Source organism: Terrilactibacillus tamarindi (assembly GCF_009718825.1).
Taxonomy (GTDB): Bacteria; Bacillota; Bacilli; order Bacillales; family Sporolactobacillaceae; genus Terrilactibacillus; species Terrilactibacillus tamarindi.
On sequence record NZ_WNHB01000002.1, the window covers coordinates 91,568 to 107,085 of the forward strand.

At 36.1% G+C, this 15,518-nt stretch carries 17 protein-coding genes, 3 pseudogenes and 1 other annotated feature; of the genes and pseudogenes, 10 read left to right on the plus strand and 10 right to left on the minus strand.

What is annotated here, in order from left to right; genetic code table 11:
• Positions 1 to 440: 440 nt before the first annotated feature.
• The 4 genes and pseudogenes from GMB86_RS01630 to GMB86_RS01645 form a co-directional block, all read right to left on the minus strand.
• Entirely contained in the window at positions 441 to 2,429 is a 1,989-nt protein-coding gene (locus GMB86_RS01630) for a beta-glucoside-specific PTS transporter subunit IIABC (protein WP_155216169.1), read from the minus strand.
• Between the two features lie 360 nt (positions 2,430 to 2,789).
• The gene (locus GMB86_RS01635) at positions 2,790 to 3,551 is read right to left on the minus strand and encodes a MerR family transcriptional regulator (RefSeq protein WP_155216171.1); all 762 of its coding nucleotides are present in this window, start codon (positions 3,549 to 3,551) and stop codon (positions 2,790 to 2,792) included.
• A gap of 200 nt (positions 3,552 to 3,751) precedes the next feature.
• Positions 3,752 to 5,752 carry a YhgE/Pip domain-containing protein gene (locus tag GMB86_RS01640; protein WP_155216173.1) on the minus strand — a complete coding sequence of 667 codons (2,001 nt, stop codon included), beginning with the start codon at positions 5,750 to 5,752 and terminating at the stop codon, positions 3,752 to 3,754.
• Positions 5,753 to 5,885: 133 nt separating this feature from the next.
• A pseudogene (locus GMB86_RS01645) lies at positions 5,886 to 5,984 on the minus strand (SDR family oxidoreductase); the annotation flags it as partial.
• A gap of 190 nt (positions 5,985 to 6,174) precedes the next feature.
• Here GMB86_RS01645 and GMB86_RS15645 point away from each other — a divergent pair.
• Together GMB86_RS15645 and GMB86_RS15650 are read left to right on the plus strand one after the other, a co-directional pair.
• Positions 6,175 to 6,327, plus strand: coding sequence for a hypothetical protein (locus tag GMB86_RS15645; protein ID WP_230458964.1), 153 nt, complete (start codon positions 6,175 to 6,177; stop codon positions 6,325 to 6,327).
• Positions 6,284 to 6,448, plus strand: a pseudogene (locus tag GMB86_RS15650) (IS3 family transposase); the annotation flags it as partial. The gene GMB86_RS15645 and the pseudogene GMB86_RS15650, both read left to right, overlap by 44 nt.
• 207 nt (positions 6,449 to 6,655) lie before the next feature.
• Here GMB86_RS15650 and GMB86_RS01655 read toward each other — a convergent pair.
• Entirely contained in the window at positions 6,656 to 6,811 is a 156-nt protein-coding gene (locus GMB86_RS01655) for a hypothetical protein (RefSeq protein ID WP_155216177.1), read from the minus strand.
• Positions 6,812 to 7,027: 216 nt separating this feature from the next.
• Between GMB86_RS01655 and GMB86_RS01660 the strand changes: the two genes are divergently transcribed.
• Entirely contained in the window at positions 7,028 to 7,537 is a 510-nt protein-coding gene (locus GMB86_RS01660; protein ID WP_155216179.1) for an O-acetyl-ADP-ribose deacetylase, read from the plus strand.
• A 31-nt stretch (positions 7,538 to 7,568) separates the two neighbouring features.
• On the opposite strand, the pseudogene GMB86_RS16125 reads toward GMB86_RS01660, so the two are convergent.
• From GMB86_RS16125 to GMB86_RS01675, 3 genes and pseudogenes are all read right to left on the minus strand, one after another.
• A pseudogene (locus tag GMB86_RS16125) lies at positions 7,569 to 7,807 on the minus strand (DUF3977 family protein).
• A 115-nt stretch (positions 7,808 to 7,922) separates the two neighbouring features.
• On the minus strand, positions 7,923 to 8,153 hold the full coding sequence (locus tag GMB86_RS01670) for a hypothetical protein (RefSeq protein ID WP_155216181.1): 231 nt from the start codon (positions 8,151 to 8,153) through the stop codon (positions 7,923 to 7,925).
• Positions 8,154 to 8,446: 293 nt separating this feature from the next.
• The gene (locus GMB86_RS01675; RefSeq protein WP_155216183.1) at positions 8,447 to 8,872 is read right to left on the minus strand and encodes a GNAT family N-acetyltransferase; all 426 of its coding nucleotides are present in this window, start codon (positions 8,870 to 8,872) and stop codon (positions 8,447 to 8,449) included.
• A gap of 165 nt (positions 8,873 to 9,037) precedes the next feature.
• Between GMB86_RS01675 and GMB86_RS01680 the strand changes: the two genes are divergently transcribed.
• The 3 genes from GMB86_RS01680 (at position 9,038) to GMB86_RS01690 (ending at position 10,469) form a co-directional block, all read left to right on the plus strand.
• Complete coding sequence (locus GMB86_RS01680; protein ID WP_230458952.1) at positions 9,038 to 9,202, plus strand: cysteine hydrolase family protein; 165 nt, start codon at positions 9,038 to 9,040, stop codon at positions 9,200 to 9,202.
• Between the two features lie 188 nt (positions 9,203 to 9,390).
• On the plus strand, positions 9,391 to 9,648 hold the full coding sequence (locus GMB86_RS01685; RefSeq protein WP_329602712.1) for a DUF1294 domain-containing protein: 258 nt from the start codon (positions 9,391 to 9,393) through the stop codon (positions 9,646 to 9,648).
• A gap of 272 nt (positions 9,649 to 9,920) precedes the next feature.
• The gene (locus GMB86_RS01690; protein ID WP_155216187.1) at positions 9,921 to 10,469 is read left to right on the plus strand and encodes a GNAT family N-acetyltransferase; all 549 of its coding nucleotides are present in this window, start codon (positions 9,921 to 9,923) and stop codon (positions 10,467 to 10,469) included.
• 94 nt (positions 10,470 to 10,563) lie between these two features.
• Here the strand turns inward: GMB86_RS01690 and GMB86_RS01695 are convergent, their stop codons facing one another.
• Positions 10,564 to 10,947 (minus strand): winged helix-turn-helix transcriptional regulator, encoded by a 384-nt coding sequence (locus tag GMB86_RS01695; RefSeq protein ID WP_155216189.1) that lies wholly within the window; start codon positions 10,945 to 10,947, stop codon positions 10,564 to 10,566.
• A gap of 128 nt (positions 10,948 to 11,075) precedes the next feature.
• Here GMB86_RS01695 and GMB86_RS01700 point away from each other — a divergent pair, with 128 nt between their 5' ends.
• Entirely contained in the window at positions 11,076 to 11,594 is a 519-nt protein-coding gene (locus GMB86_RS01700; RefSeq protein ID WP_155216191.1) for a DJ-1/PfpI family protein, read from the plus strand.
• A gap of 312 nt (positions 11,595 to 11,906) precedes the next feature.
• Here GMB86_RS01700 and GMB86_RS01705 read toward each other — a convergent pair whose 3' ends face one another.
• Positions 11,907 to 12,590, minus strand: coding sequence for a CBS domain-containing protein (locus tag GMB86_RS01705; protein ID WP_155216193.1), 684 nt, complete (start codon positions 12,588 to 12,590; stop codon positions 11,907 to 11,909).
• A gap of 330 nt (positions 12,591 to 12,920) precedes the next feature.
• Positions 12,921 to 13,169: a binding site (T-box leader), on the plus strand.
• An 85-nt stretch (positions 13,170 to 13,254) separates the two neighbouring features.
• Here GMB86_RS01705 and leuA point away from each other — a divergent pair.
• The 3 genes from leuA to GMB86_RS01720 all read left to right on the plus strand — a co-directional run bounded on the left by leuA (position 13,255) and on the right by GMB86_RS01720 (position 15,407).
• A complete protein-coding gene (gene leuA / locus GMB86_RS01710; RefSeq protein WP_155216195.1) occupies positions 13,255 to 14,928 on the plus strand; it encodes a 2-isopropylmalate synthase in 1,674 nt (557 codons plus the stop codon).
• Between the two features lie 43 nt (positions 14,929 to 14,971).
• Entirely contained in the window at positions 14,972 to 15,163 is a 192-nt protein-coding gene (locus GMB86_RS01715; RefSeq protein WP_155216197.1) for a transcriptional regulator, read from the plus strand.
• A gap of 139 nt (positions 15,164 to 15,302) precedes the next feature.
• A complete protein-coding gene (locus GMB86_RS01720; protein ID WP_155216199.1) occupies positions 15,303 to 15,407 on the plus strand; it encodes a YjcZ family sporulation protein in 105 nt (34 codons plus the stop codon).
• Positions 15,408 to 15,518 lie beyond the last annotated feature (111 nt).

Genomic DNA, 15,518 nt, shown 5'->3' on the forward strand with positions numbered 1-15,518 from the left:
ATTCATCACTTCCTTTCAAAACACTCTATACCCATGGTAGTCAGAACTAAAACAACTATATCTATAAAGTGGTAGAAAATCAGTGGGGATTTTCTCATCACCTACTGATTGAAAGCCTGAACTAATCGTGTGCGGGCTTTGTCCCCCACCTTATACCCTGAGGCGGGGTCAATACTCGCTGTTAATGAGGGTTATTGAGCTGATTCCTTTGCTTATTGAGCCGCTTCCTTTGGTTATTGAGGCACTTCCTTTGCTTATTGCCGCTTCCTTTGCTTATTGAGGCACTTCCCTTGGTAATTGAGCCGCTTCCCTTGGTAATTGAGCCGCTTACTCTGGTTATTGAGCCCCTTTCTTCGGTAATTGAGGCGCTCCCTTTGGAAGTAGTAAAAAGACGTCCATGGTTTGTTAAACCATGAACGCCTTTATTTAGTACACTTTATTTATTTCTTATAAACTTTCAAGATTTCTTCCCCAGAATTTTTTCCATCTAATTCTGGTACGATTGCTTCATACTCGTTTGTATTGGTGACAATGACCATCGTTGTTGTGTCATACCCAGCATTCTTAATTTCATCTCGATCAAATGTTGCGAGCAGATCACCTTTACGAACCTTTTGACCATTTTCAACTTTAGGTTCAAAGTGTTTTCCATTTAATTCAACCGTATTGATACCGATATGAATCAAAACTTCCACGCCATTTTCTGATTTAATACCATAGGCATGACCAGTAGGGTAGGCCACGATGATTTCTCCATCAACTGGAGAAACAACTTGATTTGATGAAGGTTCAATACCAAGTCCTTTCCCCATCGCTTCTGAACTAAAGACTGGATCATTCACAGATTTTAGCGGAACAGCTCGTCCACTAAGCGGGCTGAAAATGGTATCACTTAATGATAGGCCTGTTGTATCAATTTCTGGTTCAACAATTGTATCACTCGTCGTTGTCTCTTTCGAATCCATGCTTTTCTCGAGTTTTGCCGTTTTTTGTTCCGTTAGACTCTTTTTACCCGAGGTTACTTTGGCAAATAATTTCTCTGTATTACTTTCGTTGAAGCCCAATAGTAAAACAAGAATGAATGATAAGAGAAACGCCACAATTCCCGCAATGGCTGCCCAGACGATACTTGAGTTCTTACCAATAAATAACGGCATTTCAAAAACATTCATGATCGGTGTGTATTGGAAGCATTTAACACCTGCGGTACCAACAATCCCACCACCGACTGCCCCACCAATGAGGCCGAAGATAAATCCTTTTTTGTATTTTAAATTAATCCCGTATAAAGCCGGTTCGGTGATACCGAAAAACCCACTTATTGCAGCTGAAGCAGCTATTTCTTTATTTTTTACTTTTTTCGCCTTAAAGATAGAAGCAGTTACAGCACCAAATTGCCCAGCTACCGCACAAAACATCACAGCTAACAAGGTATCATAACCATATGTTTGAATGTTAATCAAAGAGATAGGAAGAATACCCCAGTGTAAACCGAAGATAACAAAGACCTGGAATGCCCCACCTAAAATAGCTCCAGCAATTAATGGACTTAAACCATATAAGAAGCTATAACCATAAGCAAGACCTGTACCTAATGCCGTACCAAGTGGTCCGATAACGACAAAAGTGAGAATTCCAGCCACAATCAATGTTAAAAATGGAACGAAAACCAATTGGGCGACAGCAGGTAGATGATTTTTAAACCATCTTTCAATATAACTTTCAAGCCAAATGGCGAGAATCGTCGGAATAACTGCACCACCATAGGTTTTAAAATTTATACCATAGTCACCTAAATGAGCAATATTGGGTATTGTATTGTCTGTTAATGGATAAATCATGGCCGCTGCTAATGCTACAGCAATAAATCGATTGGTATTAAATTTATCCGCAGCTGTAATTGCAATGAAGATAGGCAAGAGTGTAAAGACCCCGCTTGCGAGTGCATTTAAAATGATATAAATGGGCGATGATTCAGGTAATAAGTGCAAACTTGAAATTAAAATTGCAACCCCTTTTAAGACACCTGCCCCAGCCAAAACCGAAATAAAAGGAGTAAAAATACCAGATAAAACAGAAACAAATTTTTCAAACCAATTTTCTTTCTTCTTCTCTCCATCTGAATGATCGTCATCGGATGCAATTCCTGATTTCGTACCACTGTCACCCGCACTAAAGTGGTACTGATTCATAATGGATTCGAACACGGGTACAACTTCGTCTCCAATAACAACTTGATATTGACCACCTGCACTTACTGCGGTGAGAACTTTAGGTAGATCTTCTAAAACTTCTTTATTTGCTTTACTCGGATCTTTAAGTCTGAAACGAAGTCTTGTTGCACAATGAAGGAGAGAATTTACATTTTCTTTACCTCCGACATTAGCAACAATGTCTTGAGCTAACTGAGTATAATCTTTCTTAGCCATTCTTAAACCCCCTACTAAATCGTTTACCTACCTTTATATAACTTGTGTCATCACTAATAAATTTATAACGGTACATGGTATTTTAAGATAGTACACTTGCAATGTAAACGATTAAATTTAATCGAATAGTGCTTACCTTATCATCAGATTTATCTTAAATATCAGCCCATTATTAAGTAAACTATCTTATTCTCAATTATTATAGTGAGAAAGCGTTATCACTAGAGTTATGTTATACCAAAATAGAGTAAAAAGGAATAGTTTTTTATTAATTGACACATTTTTTTCTCATTTCTTCCCTTTACTCTCAAAAGTAAACCATTATAAAAAAGAAGGGCCATTATTGGCACCTTCTTTACCTTACTTACTCGTATAACTGACAATCGCATCCCTTAAAAACTCGGCCGCACCTTTTCCTGACTTATCATCATAATATTTCGTAAATCGATCGTCATCAACATACATTTGAGCAAGCCCCGCGTGAGCTTCTTTTGAATAGGACTCCCACCAATACGTAAGCCATTGTTTATGCATGGCTGCTACTTCTTGTGCTTCATTACTTTCTGGATCACCTGTCTCCATCGCTTTTTCCAACTTCGTCAATATATCCTGACCTAAACTTTCAACTAGTTGGTAGTCTTCTTGACTCATGCCTTTTAATTTTTGATTCGAACGGTTAACCGTATCATCACCGTATTTTTTGCGAATTTCTTTACCGTACTTCTTTTCATTTTCTTCTATCATTTTATCTTTAAAACCTTCGAACTTTTCTTTATCTGTCATCACTATCCGCCCTTTCTCTGAATCCATGGTTTTTTCCACGTTTTCAATGAGTTTGTCAAGTTTAGCTCTTTTCCTTAGAAGCTTTGTATGATGGTCCTTTAACGTTTCATAGCGATCAAAGTCAGGTGTCGATATCAGCTTTTGTATCGTATCTAAGTTCAAGCCGAGTTCACGGTAGAAGAGAATATGCTGCAGCTTATTAACCTCTTTTTGACTATAAATTCGATAACCAGATGAATTGACTCTTGCCGGCTTTAAGAGACCAATTTCATCGTAATATCTAAGCGTTCTCCCGCTTACACCTGCCATTTGAGCTAATTTCTGTACTGTGTATTCCATAGGACCCCTCCTGACAAAACTCATCTTACACCTTGACGTAACGTAAGGCTCAAGGGTTTACCCGAAAAAAATCGGAAAAAGGACGTTAAAACTTAAAGAGGTTGTGATCGCCCGCATATCTTAATCTCATATTTTATTGGTTAGGAAATTCCTTTTCTTATATCGATCCAGTCTTTTATAAATAATCGGATTCATATTGGCTAAGATCTTTCTATAAATCTTCCTCTAAATCCCTTGTAAATTAAGGCTATACTTAAACTCACAATAAAATACACAAGTAAAATGAGCACATCTTGAACAACAATATGTGCCACGATACCTCCTACCGATTCCCGAACCATGCTAATCGCATAGGTGAAAGGCAAAAATGGACTTAGTGTTTGAAAGAAGGACGGTGTCATGCTGACTGGAAAGGTTCCGCTTGATGCTGATATTTGTAGGACAAGGATAATAACCGATAATCCTTTTCCGATATTTCCAAATAATGAACATAGCGTATAGGTGATCGTAGTGAATACCAAACTGCTGAGAAGACAAAGTAAAAAGAATAAACCTTTATTAACAATGTAAGTTTTGATTAAAAAGATATCTCCTAAAGACACAACGGCTGCTTGGGCTAAACCAATACTTAAGAATGACAAAAGTCGTCCTAAATAGATTTGCCTAGGCGTGTACAGGTGCTTTTGATCTTCCAACCTCGTTGGTAAAGTGGAAATTAATATTGTCGCTCCAACCCAAAGCGCTAACACGGTATAAAAAGGAGACATAGCCGATCCATAATTAGGAATGGGGAATACCCTCTCCGTTTTCATTTTAATAGGATTCGATAAGAAATCACTTTGTGTTTGGGGATTATGTATGAGCATATTTATGACATCATTCAAATTCACTTTGTTTGAAAATTGGTTGATTTTATTAGATGCTGTGTGAACGTCTTTTTCAAATGTTGGCAAGTCATTTCTTGCAAAATTGGCCGCCTTTTTGATCACCTGTTCCACTTGTGGAAGCTTTGTTCGTACTAAATCTGATGCTCGACGTACATCCTGTTCAAATTTTGGTAAATCGTTCCTTACAAAGTAGGCCGCATGATGTATTTTCTGTTCCATCGTAGGAAGATCCTGCTTAATGAATTGTGAAGTTGATTGTAGCATACTTGCAGCATTTGTAAGTCGTTGGTCTAAGCCTTGATTGACCGATTGAATTTCATTTTTGATGTCTTGTAGTTCTGAGTATTGGCTTTCTAATTCCTGTTGATTTCCGATTATTTCTTGATTCGATTCTGTTATTTGTTGTAAACGACGAATTTCTTCATTTAGAGCTTCCGAGATTTCAGACAGGTTACCACTAACTTGATTGACTAAGCCAGCTGCACGATCCATGCTATCCACTTTGTTTTGGATCGCCATAATTTGATCTCCAGCTTCATGTATTAAAGGTAATTTATCTTCAACTTTTAAAATTGCATCTCCTGCTCTATCAATATCTGATAGTCGACTCTCTAATAAGATGACCTTTTGACCTTTCGCCTTGATTTCAGGTAACTTTTTTTCTAACAAAATGGCTTCTTGTCCCATTTTTTTAATTTGAGGAAGGGCATCTTCCAATTGATTTATTTGCTTTTTAGTACGTAAAAACAACGGCATATCTTGCTTTAACTCAAGCCCAACTTTGTTGAATTCCGTAAACAAGGCTCTTCCCACCATCTTGACAAAAGCTTGTCTAATTTCGGTCGTAATCGTCGTAGCGCCTGAAGTGGCCACTTTAGGTGTAATCGAATTGATTTTTTCATTCACGGCAAATTTTAGTTCTGGTTTATGTGGATGATTCTTAAGAATACTCGAGATATCTGTTGAGAAATTTTTTGGAATGAGAATGCTTGCATAATATGACCCTTCTTTAAGACCTTCTTCCCCCGTTTCACGATCTACAAATTCCCAGCCTAGTTTACGGTTATGTTTTAACTTATTGATGACTTCATCACCAACGTGGATGGTCTTGCCTTGAATCTTTGCCCCTTGATCTTCATTTATCACAGCTACTTTTATCCCAGATGTATGACTATAAGGATCCCATAAGGCTTTTATATTAATCCAGGCATAGGCGGATGGAAGAAAGATCAGTCCAAGGACCAAGACTAATACCGAGGGCGTATGACACATTTTTAACCAATCTGATCGATAAATATGTAAAATCTTACTCATTATAGTCTCCTAACGTCTTTTAGACTGCATCAATTTCTTATCGTTAGGGTTTGAAAATCATGGATAAATATACAAGAAGAAAATTAAAAATAGCTTACCTTTTAATTGATAAACTATTTTTGAATTTCTTCTATTATAAATTTGTTGATTCACCTCCATCTACATGAGGAATCTGGCCTGTGACAAACCTAGAATCATCCGAAACTAAATATACATATGTAGTGGCAAGTTCGGCTTCCTAGAAAACTCCTATAATTGGAGCCTTTTGTTTATTCTTTTATTACTAATGGCTCTTGTCATATCATCCAATAAACAGAGAGTGTAAAATATTTTGTGTAAATGAATAAAACAATGAAAAAGGAAGACCTTTTCCTGGTAGTATAAAGTCACCACAACTCATCCATAGAAAAGAGGTCTTCCCTATGAACCAGTTTACAACAGAAATCGTCGATACCCCTTATCCTTTTTACGGTGTCAGAGCTTCGCTTGTTATACGAGATCTTTATCCCAACCAGCCTAAATCATGTTTATTTAAAACAGGAAATGTATTATGGAAAAGCAATCTGTTCATTTGAAGTATTAAAAAAGAAATTGGAAGAGTATATCAACTATTATAATAACAAGCGTATAATGCAAAAATTGGCAAGCATGAGTCCGGTTCAATACCGTATCCACACCAGCCAATTAGCTGCTTAATATAAAACTCTAACTTTTGTGGGTCACCACATACTTAGCGTGTTTTTGTTTGTAGATATTCATAGCAAATTTTATTAACTTCATTTACTTTGAAATGACATATCGTAGTTTACGTCTGTCGAAGTTTATTATTTAGTAGTTCAATGACTATTGAAGTTACTTTTAATAGAATTTAATGCCACAGTTTAGTGACTCTGAATTTTATGTCTATTCTTTACAAAAATCTACAAATTTTTTTGCTTGTATTAAGGACATGCCTGTTTGTTCTCTCACAAACTTCACCGCTTTAATTTCACCGACGGACTTTATTTTTTCTTTTACTAAGGCAATCAGTTCCTCAGTATATATTTTAGTATAATCCATTTTTTCCAACCTCCTCTAATCTATAATATCTTATACGAATACTTTAATCTTTTTGGTTTCAAATATAAATTAATACAACTTAAAATTCGTCATATGTAAAACAACAATACCTACGAAAACAAGCTTTTGTAAAAATCGCTTTGAGGTGCCTGTCACCACCCGAAGTTTGTCGAATAATGTCGAATTACTAGGTGACTATATTAGGAGGGCGAACTAATGAAGTCTTTTAAAATAATTAAAGGTGATATTACAACTGTTAAAGTTGACGCTATTGTCAATGCTGCAAATACATCGCTGCTTGGTGGTGGAGGAGTAGACGGTGCGATACATCGAGCTGCGGGACCAGAATTGTTAGATGAATGTCGAACTTTGAATGGATGTGCTACCGGTGAAGCGAAGATCACAAAAGGCTATAAACTGCCAGCGAAATTTGTCATTCATACTCCTGGACCTATTTGGCAAGGTGGCCATCATCATGAGACTAGATTACTAAGAAATTGTTATGAAAACTGCTTGGAACTGGCTGAAGAATATAAATGTCAGACAGTGGCTTTCCCTTCAATAAGTACGGGGATCTATCATTTCCCGCTGGATCAAGCTGCTAGCATTGCCGTCCGTTGTATTCACAAATTCCTTTCCCGATCAGAGCAAGTGAAACAGATAATCATGGTCTGTTTTGATGATCGAACAAAAGAGGCTTATGAAAAAGCCAATGCAGTGCGATAATTATATATACTTACTAGTAAAAATTTATTTGCTATAAATAGCTGGTGATGCCAAAAATCAACATAAATTTCTTCCCGATCTTTTCTCATCCGTTAATGCCTTCTTTTGAGCTAAGAATAATGACCGTTTTACTTATCCATAATCTAAACTAGTCAGAATGAAATTTAATAAGTCGAACGATACCTTTTTCCTCAAATTCCGTCCCATCCGATAACTCAGTTTCTGTTCTGACTAGCCACCTTTCACTATTCTAAAATCAATATATTTCATACATTCCACCTTCTTTTCATCCTCTAATCGTTTGCTATTTCATAAAGCAATACCGTCATATTATGGAGCGATGGAGCGATTAAGTTATTGTTTGATTCCTCCACCTGTTAAGCTGTTATTCTACTTCAACAACAAACGTATAAGAAGCATTTCCATTTGGCCAATCTGCCGTAATTTCGATAACATGTTTCCCGGTTTCATTTGGTAATGTTAATGCATTGTTCTTAACAGATAATTCGTGTCTTTGGTCATCACTAACCCATTCATAAGCGCTGAGCTTGGGTTTTGAATGATCTTTAACCTGGATAGATGCTGCCGTATGATGTTTGATTTTGACTCTCTTCATATGCCCGGCTATGTCATAAGGCCCGGATGAATCTGCTACTACGCCCGTTTATTGAACCATCCACCTGTTTCCCACTCATAAGTCCCCAAATTTGTTTTAATCGCTTCATGATTTACACTTACTGATAGTTCGGGAGGTTTTTTTTCATTTGTACAGCCAAAGATTATGAACATAAAAAAATTAAAGGCTGCTGCTTTGTTTTCAAGTTTGTAGTCCCCTTAAATTTAAATAATGCATGCTATTTCTTCCACTTTTATAATAAACTAATAACTTTTCCAAGAATCGAAACCCTTCTATTTTATTAATCTATTAAATACTTTTTGCCATTTAATATTTTTATATCCCATGTCAAGATAAAATTGATGCGCTTTTTCTCGAATACCATTAGAACGAACTCTAATCTCTGAATATCCATGTTCCATGGCCCAAGATTCGCATTTTTTCATTAACATCTTCCCAATACCTTGTCGTCTGTGTTTACAGTCTACAACTAATCCTCCGATTTCGGCAAAAACACCTTCTAACAAATGTTTCCCAAAAATATGTACCCATCCAGAAACCAGTCCATTTTGATTCTCATATACAAAAAGGGCTTGATCCCTTTTTTCTATAATGAATGACAATCGTTCCTTAATATCCGTTTCGGTTTCTGCATAGCCCAATTGTAAGCATAGATTCGTAAGATCTTTGACATCAGACATTTCTGCACTTCTAATCATTATCTAATTACTCCTTTCTATTCAAAGAATAGTAGATATCTATTCAACAACACTGATTCTGATACATTTTATCTTGTCATTGTCAAGCTATTGATGTATTATAAGAACAAATATTCCTTTGGTTTGGAGGATGACCATGTCAAAAAAAAGGCATACTCATTATTGATGTACAAAAGATCGTTCAGTATGGGTTATGATGTAACTCTTGTTAAAGATGCGCATAGCACTTGGGATACAGTAGAATTAACAGCACAACAAATCATTCACCATCATAACCAATTGTTACAATGGTTTGCTGAGACAAAAGATTCAAATGAAATAGATTTTTAAGAAGGGAGCTTAATTGCTGCCTTTTTTCTTCATTATCGATATTTTTCGTTTTTAATGCATCTCTTTTAATAATCAAAAGTAAAACACAGAATTGGTTTTTAGTTATACTTGTATGTATTAAAAGCCATCGAATCTTTTGATATACTCATAAAAAAAATTACAAAAAAGAGGTTATTAGCTTGATAGAAGTGGTGTTTCTTTATCTTATCATTTTGAATATTATTGGTTTATTTGTAATGTATCTAGACAAGTACAAAGCCAAACATAGACAGTATCGAATTAGTGAATCAAAATTGTGGTTAGTAGCTTTCTTTGGGGGAGCTCTCGGTTCTACTTTAGGTATGCACTTATTTAGGCACAAAACAAAGCATATCAATTTTAAATTAGGATTTCCAATCTTAGCGATTCTTCATATTGCGATTGTTTTTTTCCTATTTTTAGGCTGAAATGATTATCTGTTGGATGTCTCTCTAGATAGTCCATCATGCCAACCGGCGTCCCGATGTCTTCTAAAGTTATACTTTTGTCTTCCCGGTGTCATCTTTGCCATTAACCAGTCTCGTTGACCTGATATTTTAGCAAATCACGAAAAGGAAATTCATTCAAAATGTCGAAAATTATAGTTAATGGAAAACAGAATAAATACTTGTACAAAATCATCACAGAATGAGTTACGATGATTTTTTAAGTTGGTTAGTTTCAAGACTTGGAGGAATAAATGTCAAAAGAAAATAAAGAACTCCGTATTAGACCTATCGTTGAATCAGATTTACAAAGACTATGGGAGTTAGCATACAAAGAAGAATCACCCGAATGGAAAAAATGGGATGCACCTTACTATCCGCATCATGTATTAACACTCGAAGAATTTTTGGAAAATAAAGAGCAATACATCAGCCAGAATTCTCGTTGGGCAATAGATATTAATAACACGATTGAAGGAACGGTAAGTTACTATTGGGAACATAAACCCTCTTTATGGTTAGAGATGGGCATCTGTATATACAATCCCAACTATTGGAATGGTGGATATGGAACAAAAGCCTTAAAACGATGGATTGACCATTTGTTCCAAACCCTCCCCCTTGTTAGAGTAGGGTTTACCACTTGGTCTGGTAATCATCGCATGATGAAGTTAGGGAAAAAATTGGGTATGACTTTAGAAGCTCGGCTGAGAAAATGCCGATATTATAACGGAAAATACTATGATTCGATTCGAATGGGGCTGCTTCGTGAAGAATGGGAGGACATGAATGAATGCCTTTAAAGGAAGTTATCATTCTATCTACATGCAAAAAGGAAAGAAGCACAGAAACTTAATTCCACGCATCTTTCCTTTTGAAAATTAAAACCTTCACTTGTTAAGCCTCTTGGTTTTCAATCTCCTTCTTCAAATCCTTCATTCGTTTTTTGCCCCATTCAAACATCATCTCTACAATAGGGAGAATAGTCATTCCTAACTCTGTCATAGAGTACTCCACTTTTGGCGGGACTTCTGGGTAAACTTCGCGATGGACGATGCCATCTTCCATCAGTTCACGCAATTGATTAGTTAACATTTTATGGGAGATCTTTGGAAAAAGTCTTTGGAGATCACTAAATCGATGAGGACCCTCCACTCCTAAATGCCATAGAATAACCACTTTCCATTTTCCACTCAAGATCGATAATGTTAGTTCTTTTTCACAATTAAAATCGCCATTGATGATTTTCTCTTTAATTTCTTTACGAAGTGTATCTGTCAAAACGCCCCATCTCCTTTCAAAAGTTACTCTTTGGTAACCTCCTTACAAAAAAGTGCATTCTTCACAGAACGATAGACCAAGAGTAAACTTAGTTGTGTGATAAAAAATATCCAGGAGGTTATATAGATATGAGTAAAAAAGCATTACTAATTATCCCCCCAGAACGATTTAACGAAGATGAATTATTCAAACCAAAAGCAGCTTTAGAAGAAGCTGGTATTGATGTCACCATTGCTAGTACGAAAACAGGTGAAATCACTGGAGATTTCGAAGGGAAAGCAACAGCTGAGGTTGTATTTACTGATGTAAATCCAAGTGATTTCGATGTTATCTCAGTCATTGGTGGATCTGGTACAAACGATTACCTTTGGGGAAATGAAGAATTACTCAGCTTTATTAAAAAAGCCTACGATCAAAAAATTCTTGTATCTGGAATCTGTGCAGGATCTGTTACCGTTGCTAAAACAGGACTTCTCACTGACCGAGATGCAACATGCTACCCGGTTGATGTTCAAATAGATCAACTCAAAGCAAATAATGTAAAATATGTTGGTGGTCATGTTGTCGCTTCAGAAGATATCATCACAGGCGACGGCCCAGATGGTGCTGAAGAATTTGGTAAAAGTCTCGTTAAAGCCCTAAACTAAATCTAATCCTATACTTAAGAGCCTTAGAATTTTCTAGGGCTCTTTTATTATAGTCGATAGAAATTCAGCATACAAAGAAAGGGCTTGCTGAATCAAGGAAGGGCTTATAGTGAATGAATTTATAATCTTGTTCAAACAGTGGGGTTTTCATCACCCAGACAGATTGAAAACCTGAACTATTCGGTCTTTTACTCGGCAATTATCCTCTACCTAGGTAGGCTCGTTTTCACTTGAGGTTGGGGTCTTACTGCCCGTTAATACAGGATAAAAATTCAAATATGAAAAAGTTAAAAAGCCAATTCTCTTTAATCTCTAATTTTCAAATACATCCCACACGGTAATTATCCCCAACAATTCTTCCGCTGGATCACCATGTTCCGTGATAAGTAACGCACTAATGTAGTTATGATTGTGTCTTGTTGTTAAAAGTCCAGAAGCAGAATAGACATCCATATCCTGACTTATAAATAGATAATTAATTTGATCCTCTTCAACAGCCAGAATATCCTTTAATGTTGTCTCACTCAGTGAAATAATGTCCTCATGAACATTTTGAGAAAGCCACATGGCAATCCCGCTGTCTGTGACCATTCCTTTAAACTCTTGTTGGTCATAAACGGGGAATTGGGTAAATCCAGTATCCCGTATGGTTTCAAGCATCAAGGCAAGCGAATCATTGACATCGAAGGTCGTAACTGGCCATTGAAACTTTGGAATCACTTTCGGTGGTGAAATAAGTTCCGTGGCCACTCGTTTAATGTGCAAATAAAGATCGTCAATAGGCTCAGATGTAATTTCTTCAATATCTACTTTTCCTATATTAATAGCATTATATATTTTAGAAAAATATAATAGATCACTTTCAAAATAATTGATAATGGCATTAATTTGTTTTTTTGCTCGAATGGTCTCTGCAAAAGTTTGGTAATTTGGATCCTTTATGTAAGATTCAATTTGTTTAAATTGTTGGTTGAAATCTTCCATTGTGATGTCCATTTTAGGAATTCCCCTTTATGCTGCTAATCTAGTGTATTATTTAGAGGTGTAATTCACACTTACTAAGTAGGATTTATTATAAACGATGGTCTAAGAACGTGTCAATTCACTTTAAAATACTTTAAATTATCTCTATTAACAATTTATTAAAAAAGTCAAAAAGTGAAAGATTCCGTTAATTTGATTTCAAAAATTAAAATATATAACTTAAAACTTTTTATTTTGCATATTGATATTTAAGAAAAGCTTCAACTTAATTTTCTTAACTTTCAATCTAGGTTGACTTTTGTTTTTCGAGGTGTTAGACTCAGTTCAATCCAATTTTACAAAAACAACACGACGATAAGGAATAGTACATTTCCGATAGAATCCAAGAGAGCTGCTGGCTGGTGTAAAGCAGCATTCCAAGGAAATCGAACTCGCCTTTGAGTGCCTTACTGAAATTAATGAGTAGGTAAAGCTGGCAGTCAGCCATTATCTTGACGAGATATTTTCATATCTCACTAAGTGATCCTTATCATTATGATAAGGGTAATTAGAGTGGTACCACGGAAGTTAATCCAACCTTTCGTCTCTTAAAAATTATTTAAGAGGTGGAAGGTTTTTTATATTCCTAAATTTAATACACACCCTTAATAAACAAAGATAAAAGGTGGCGTTTTACATGAACTATCAAAAATATAGACCCTATAAAAAAATCAAAAAGGCAAACCGTAGATGGCCTGATAATGAAATTACAAAGGCGCCGATATGGTGCAGTGTGGATCTAAGAGATGGTAACCAAGCTTTAGAAACACCCATGAACCTTGAGCAGAAAATTAACTTTTTTAACTACTTAGTGAAATTAGGTTTTAAAGAAATTGAAGTAGGTTTCCCTGCTGCTTCCGATACAGAATACACGTTTACAAGAACGTTAATTGACAATAAGATGATTCCGAAAGATGTGACCATTCAAGTCTTAACTCAGCTTAGATCACATATCCTAGAGCGTACCTTCGCAAGTTTAGAAGGTGTGCATAAAGCGATTGTTCATCTCTATAATTCAGTTTCTACTATTCAACGTGACGTTGTCTTCCGAAAAAGTAAGGAAGAAATAAAAGCCCTTGCTGTCGATGGAGCTAGACAGGCAAAGAAACTAGCAAAAAAGTATGGAGAAGAACGCTTCATCTTCGAGTACAGCCCGGAAAGTTTTCCAGGAGCTGAAGTCGATTATGTTGTAGAGGTTTGTAACGCCGTTCTCGATGAACTCAAACCTACATCTGAAAATAAAGTCATTATTAATCTACCAAATACCGTTGAATTATGCACGGCTAACGTCTTTGCCGATCTTGTTGAATACATTTGTGATCATCTAAAATACAGAGAAAATGTCATTGTCAGCCTTCATTCACACAACGACCGTGGAACTGGCATTGCAGCTTCAGAACTTGGCTTAATGGCCGGTGCTGATCGAATCGAAGGTACGTTATTTGGTAATGGTGAACGAACAGGCAATATGGATATTGTTAATTTTGCTTTAAACTTGCTTACACAGGGTGTGGATCCACAGCTTGATTTTAGCAACATGGATGAAATGATCAAAGTCTATGAAGAATCAACGAAGATGAGTATTCACCCTAGACATCCCTATGCGGGAAAATTAGTTTTTACCGCCTTCTCAGGTTCGCACCAAGATGCAATTAATAAAGGCATGACCCATATGGAAAAAGAAAAGTTAAATTATTGGGATGTCCCTTACTTACCGATTGATCCGAAAGATGTTGGGCGAAATTATGACGCCATTATTCGGATTAACAGTCAATCGGGTAAAGGCGGCGTAAGCTACATCTTAAAAACACATTATGACCTTCAACTTCCAAAAGCCATGCAGCAAGACTTTGGTCCAATTATTACACAGATTTCTGATCAAGGTAACAAAGAACTCACACCTACGGAGATTTATCAGGCTTTCATAAATGAGTACGTTGATATCGAGTCACCGCTTCAATTGATTAACTATGTAGAACAAGTAGATGATGACCATCAATCGGCTGTTCGTGCTAACTTCATCTTTGAAGGAAAAAAAGTGGCTATTGCTGGACATGGAAATGGTGTCATTGACGCCTTCTGCAAAGGATTGAGTGACTTAGTTGGACAAAAAATTGATATTGCTAGCTATAATGAACATGCACTAGAAAATGGTTCAACATCAAAAGCGATAACCTATATCCAAATCCATACAGAACAAGGCACCTATTCTTATGGATCTGGTATATCACCGAGTGTTACCCGATCATCTTTGCAAGCGATTGTGAGTGCTACAAATCGTGTCTTGAAAAAAGCCGTTGTTATGCAATAAAAATATTTCATGATTTTCTAATATAAAAAGGAGATGGATCGTAATGGTAGAAATCAAATGTCCACATTGTGAAGTTGTAGGAAAAGAGCATATCGTATCAACGGAAAGTATAGAAAAATGCAAAAACGGAGATGCTTGGTTTCACATAGCCTATTGTGATAAGTGCGGTCATGTCTATGGTACATTTACAAAAACGGTTAAACATCCCTCTCATAATTTGTATCCGATATTCTAAATAAAAGAGTAAAATTAAGATACTATTTAGTACCCTTTTCCGAATTGGAGAAGGGGCTTTTTTTCAATCATTTATACCTTTCTAAGACATCAATAATTTCATATGATATGTTGACTGACGACAAAGGAGGTGTATATAGATGGGATACGAAGATAACTCTTATGATTCTAATAACAAAAACAGTTTTGCTTTAATCGTCGTTCTTTTCATTTTGTTAATCATTGTTGGTGCCTTTTACTTCTAAGCTTTGAGTCAACCTACCCCCCAATTAAAATCAATTATTGCCAACGTCTTTTAGGGTACCAACTTTTGGTGCCCCTTTTTCCTTTTTCCTCTAATTCAAGAATCACCATTG

What these genes read in the sequence shown, in the direction of transcription:
- GMB86_RS01675 (WP_155216183.1), bottom strand. Translation starts at nt 8,872, where the DNA reads ATGATTAGAAGTGCAGAAATGTCTGATGTCAAAGATCTTACGAATCTA.
- GMB86_RS01705 (WP_155216193.1), bottom strand. Translation starts at nt 12,590, where the DNA reads ATGGACATCACAATGGAAGATTTCAACCAACAATTTAAACAAATTGAA.
- GMB86_RS01635 (WP_155216171.1), bottom strand. Translation starts at nt 3,551, where the DNA reads ATGGAATACACAGTACAGAAATTAGCTCAAATGGCAGGTGTAAGCGGG.
- leuA (WP_155216195.1), top strand. Translation starts at nt 13,255, where the DNA reads ATGAACTATCAAAAATATAGACCCTATAAAAAAATCAAAAAGGCAAAC.
- GMB86_RS01680 (WP_230458952.1), top strand. Translation starts at nt 9,038, where the DNA reads ATGTACAAAAGATCGTTCAGTATGGGTTATGATGTAACTCTTGTTAAA.
- GMB86_RS01715 (WP_155216197.1), top strand. Translation starts at nt 14,972, where the DNA reads ATGGTAGAAATCAAATGTCCACATTGTGAAGTTGTAGGAAAAGAGCAT.
- GMB86_RS01630 (WP_155216169.1), bottom strand. Translation starts at nt 2,429, where the DNA reads ATGGCTAAGAAAGATTATACTCAGTTAGCTCAAGACATTGTTGCTAAT.
- GMB86_RS01670 (WP_155216181.1), bottom strand. Translation starts at nt 8,153, where the DNA reads ATGAAGAGAGTCAAAATCAAACATCATACGGCAGCATCTATCCAGGTT.
- GMB86_RS15645 (WP_230458964.1), top strand. Translation starts at nt 6,175, where the DNA reads ATGAACCAGTTTACAACAGAAATCGTCGATACCCCTTATCCTTTTTAC.
- GMB86_RS01700 (WP_155216191.1), top strand. Translation starts at nt 11,076, where the DNA reads ATGAGTAAAAAAGCATTACTAATTATCCCCCCAGAACGATTTAACGAA.
- GMB86_RS01690 (WP_155216187.1), top strand. Translation starts at nt 9,921, where the DNA reads ATGTCAAAAGAAAATAAAGAACTCCGTATTAGACCTATCGTTGAATCA.
- GMB86_RS01660 (WP_155216179.1), top strand. Translation starts at nt 7,028, where the DNA reads ATGAAGTCTTTTAAAATAATTAAAGGTGATATTACAACTGTTAAAGTT.
- GMB86_RS01720 (WP_155216199.1), top strand. Translation starts at nt 15,303, where the DNA reads ATGGGATACGAAGATAACTCTTATGATTCTAATAACAAAAACAGTTTT.
- GMB86_RS01640 (WP_155216173.1), bottom strand. Translation starts at nt 5,752, where the DNA reads ATGAGTAAGATTTTACATATTTATCGATCAGATTGGTTAAAAATGTGT.
- GMB86_RS01655 (WP_155216177.1), bottom strand. Translation starts at nt 6,811, where the DNA reads ATGGATTATACTAAAATATATACTGAGGAACTGATTGCCTTAGTAAAA.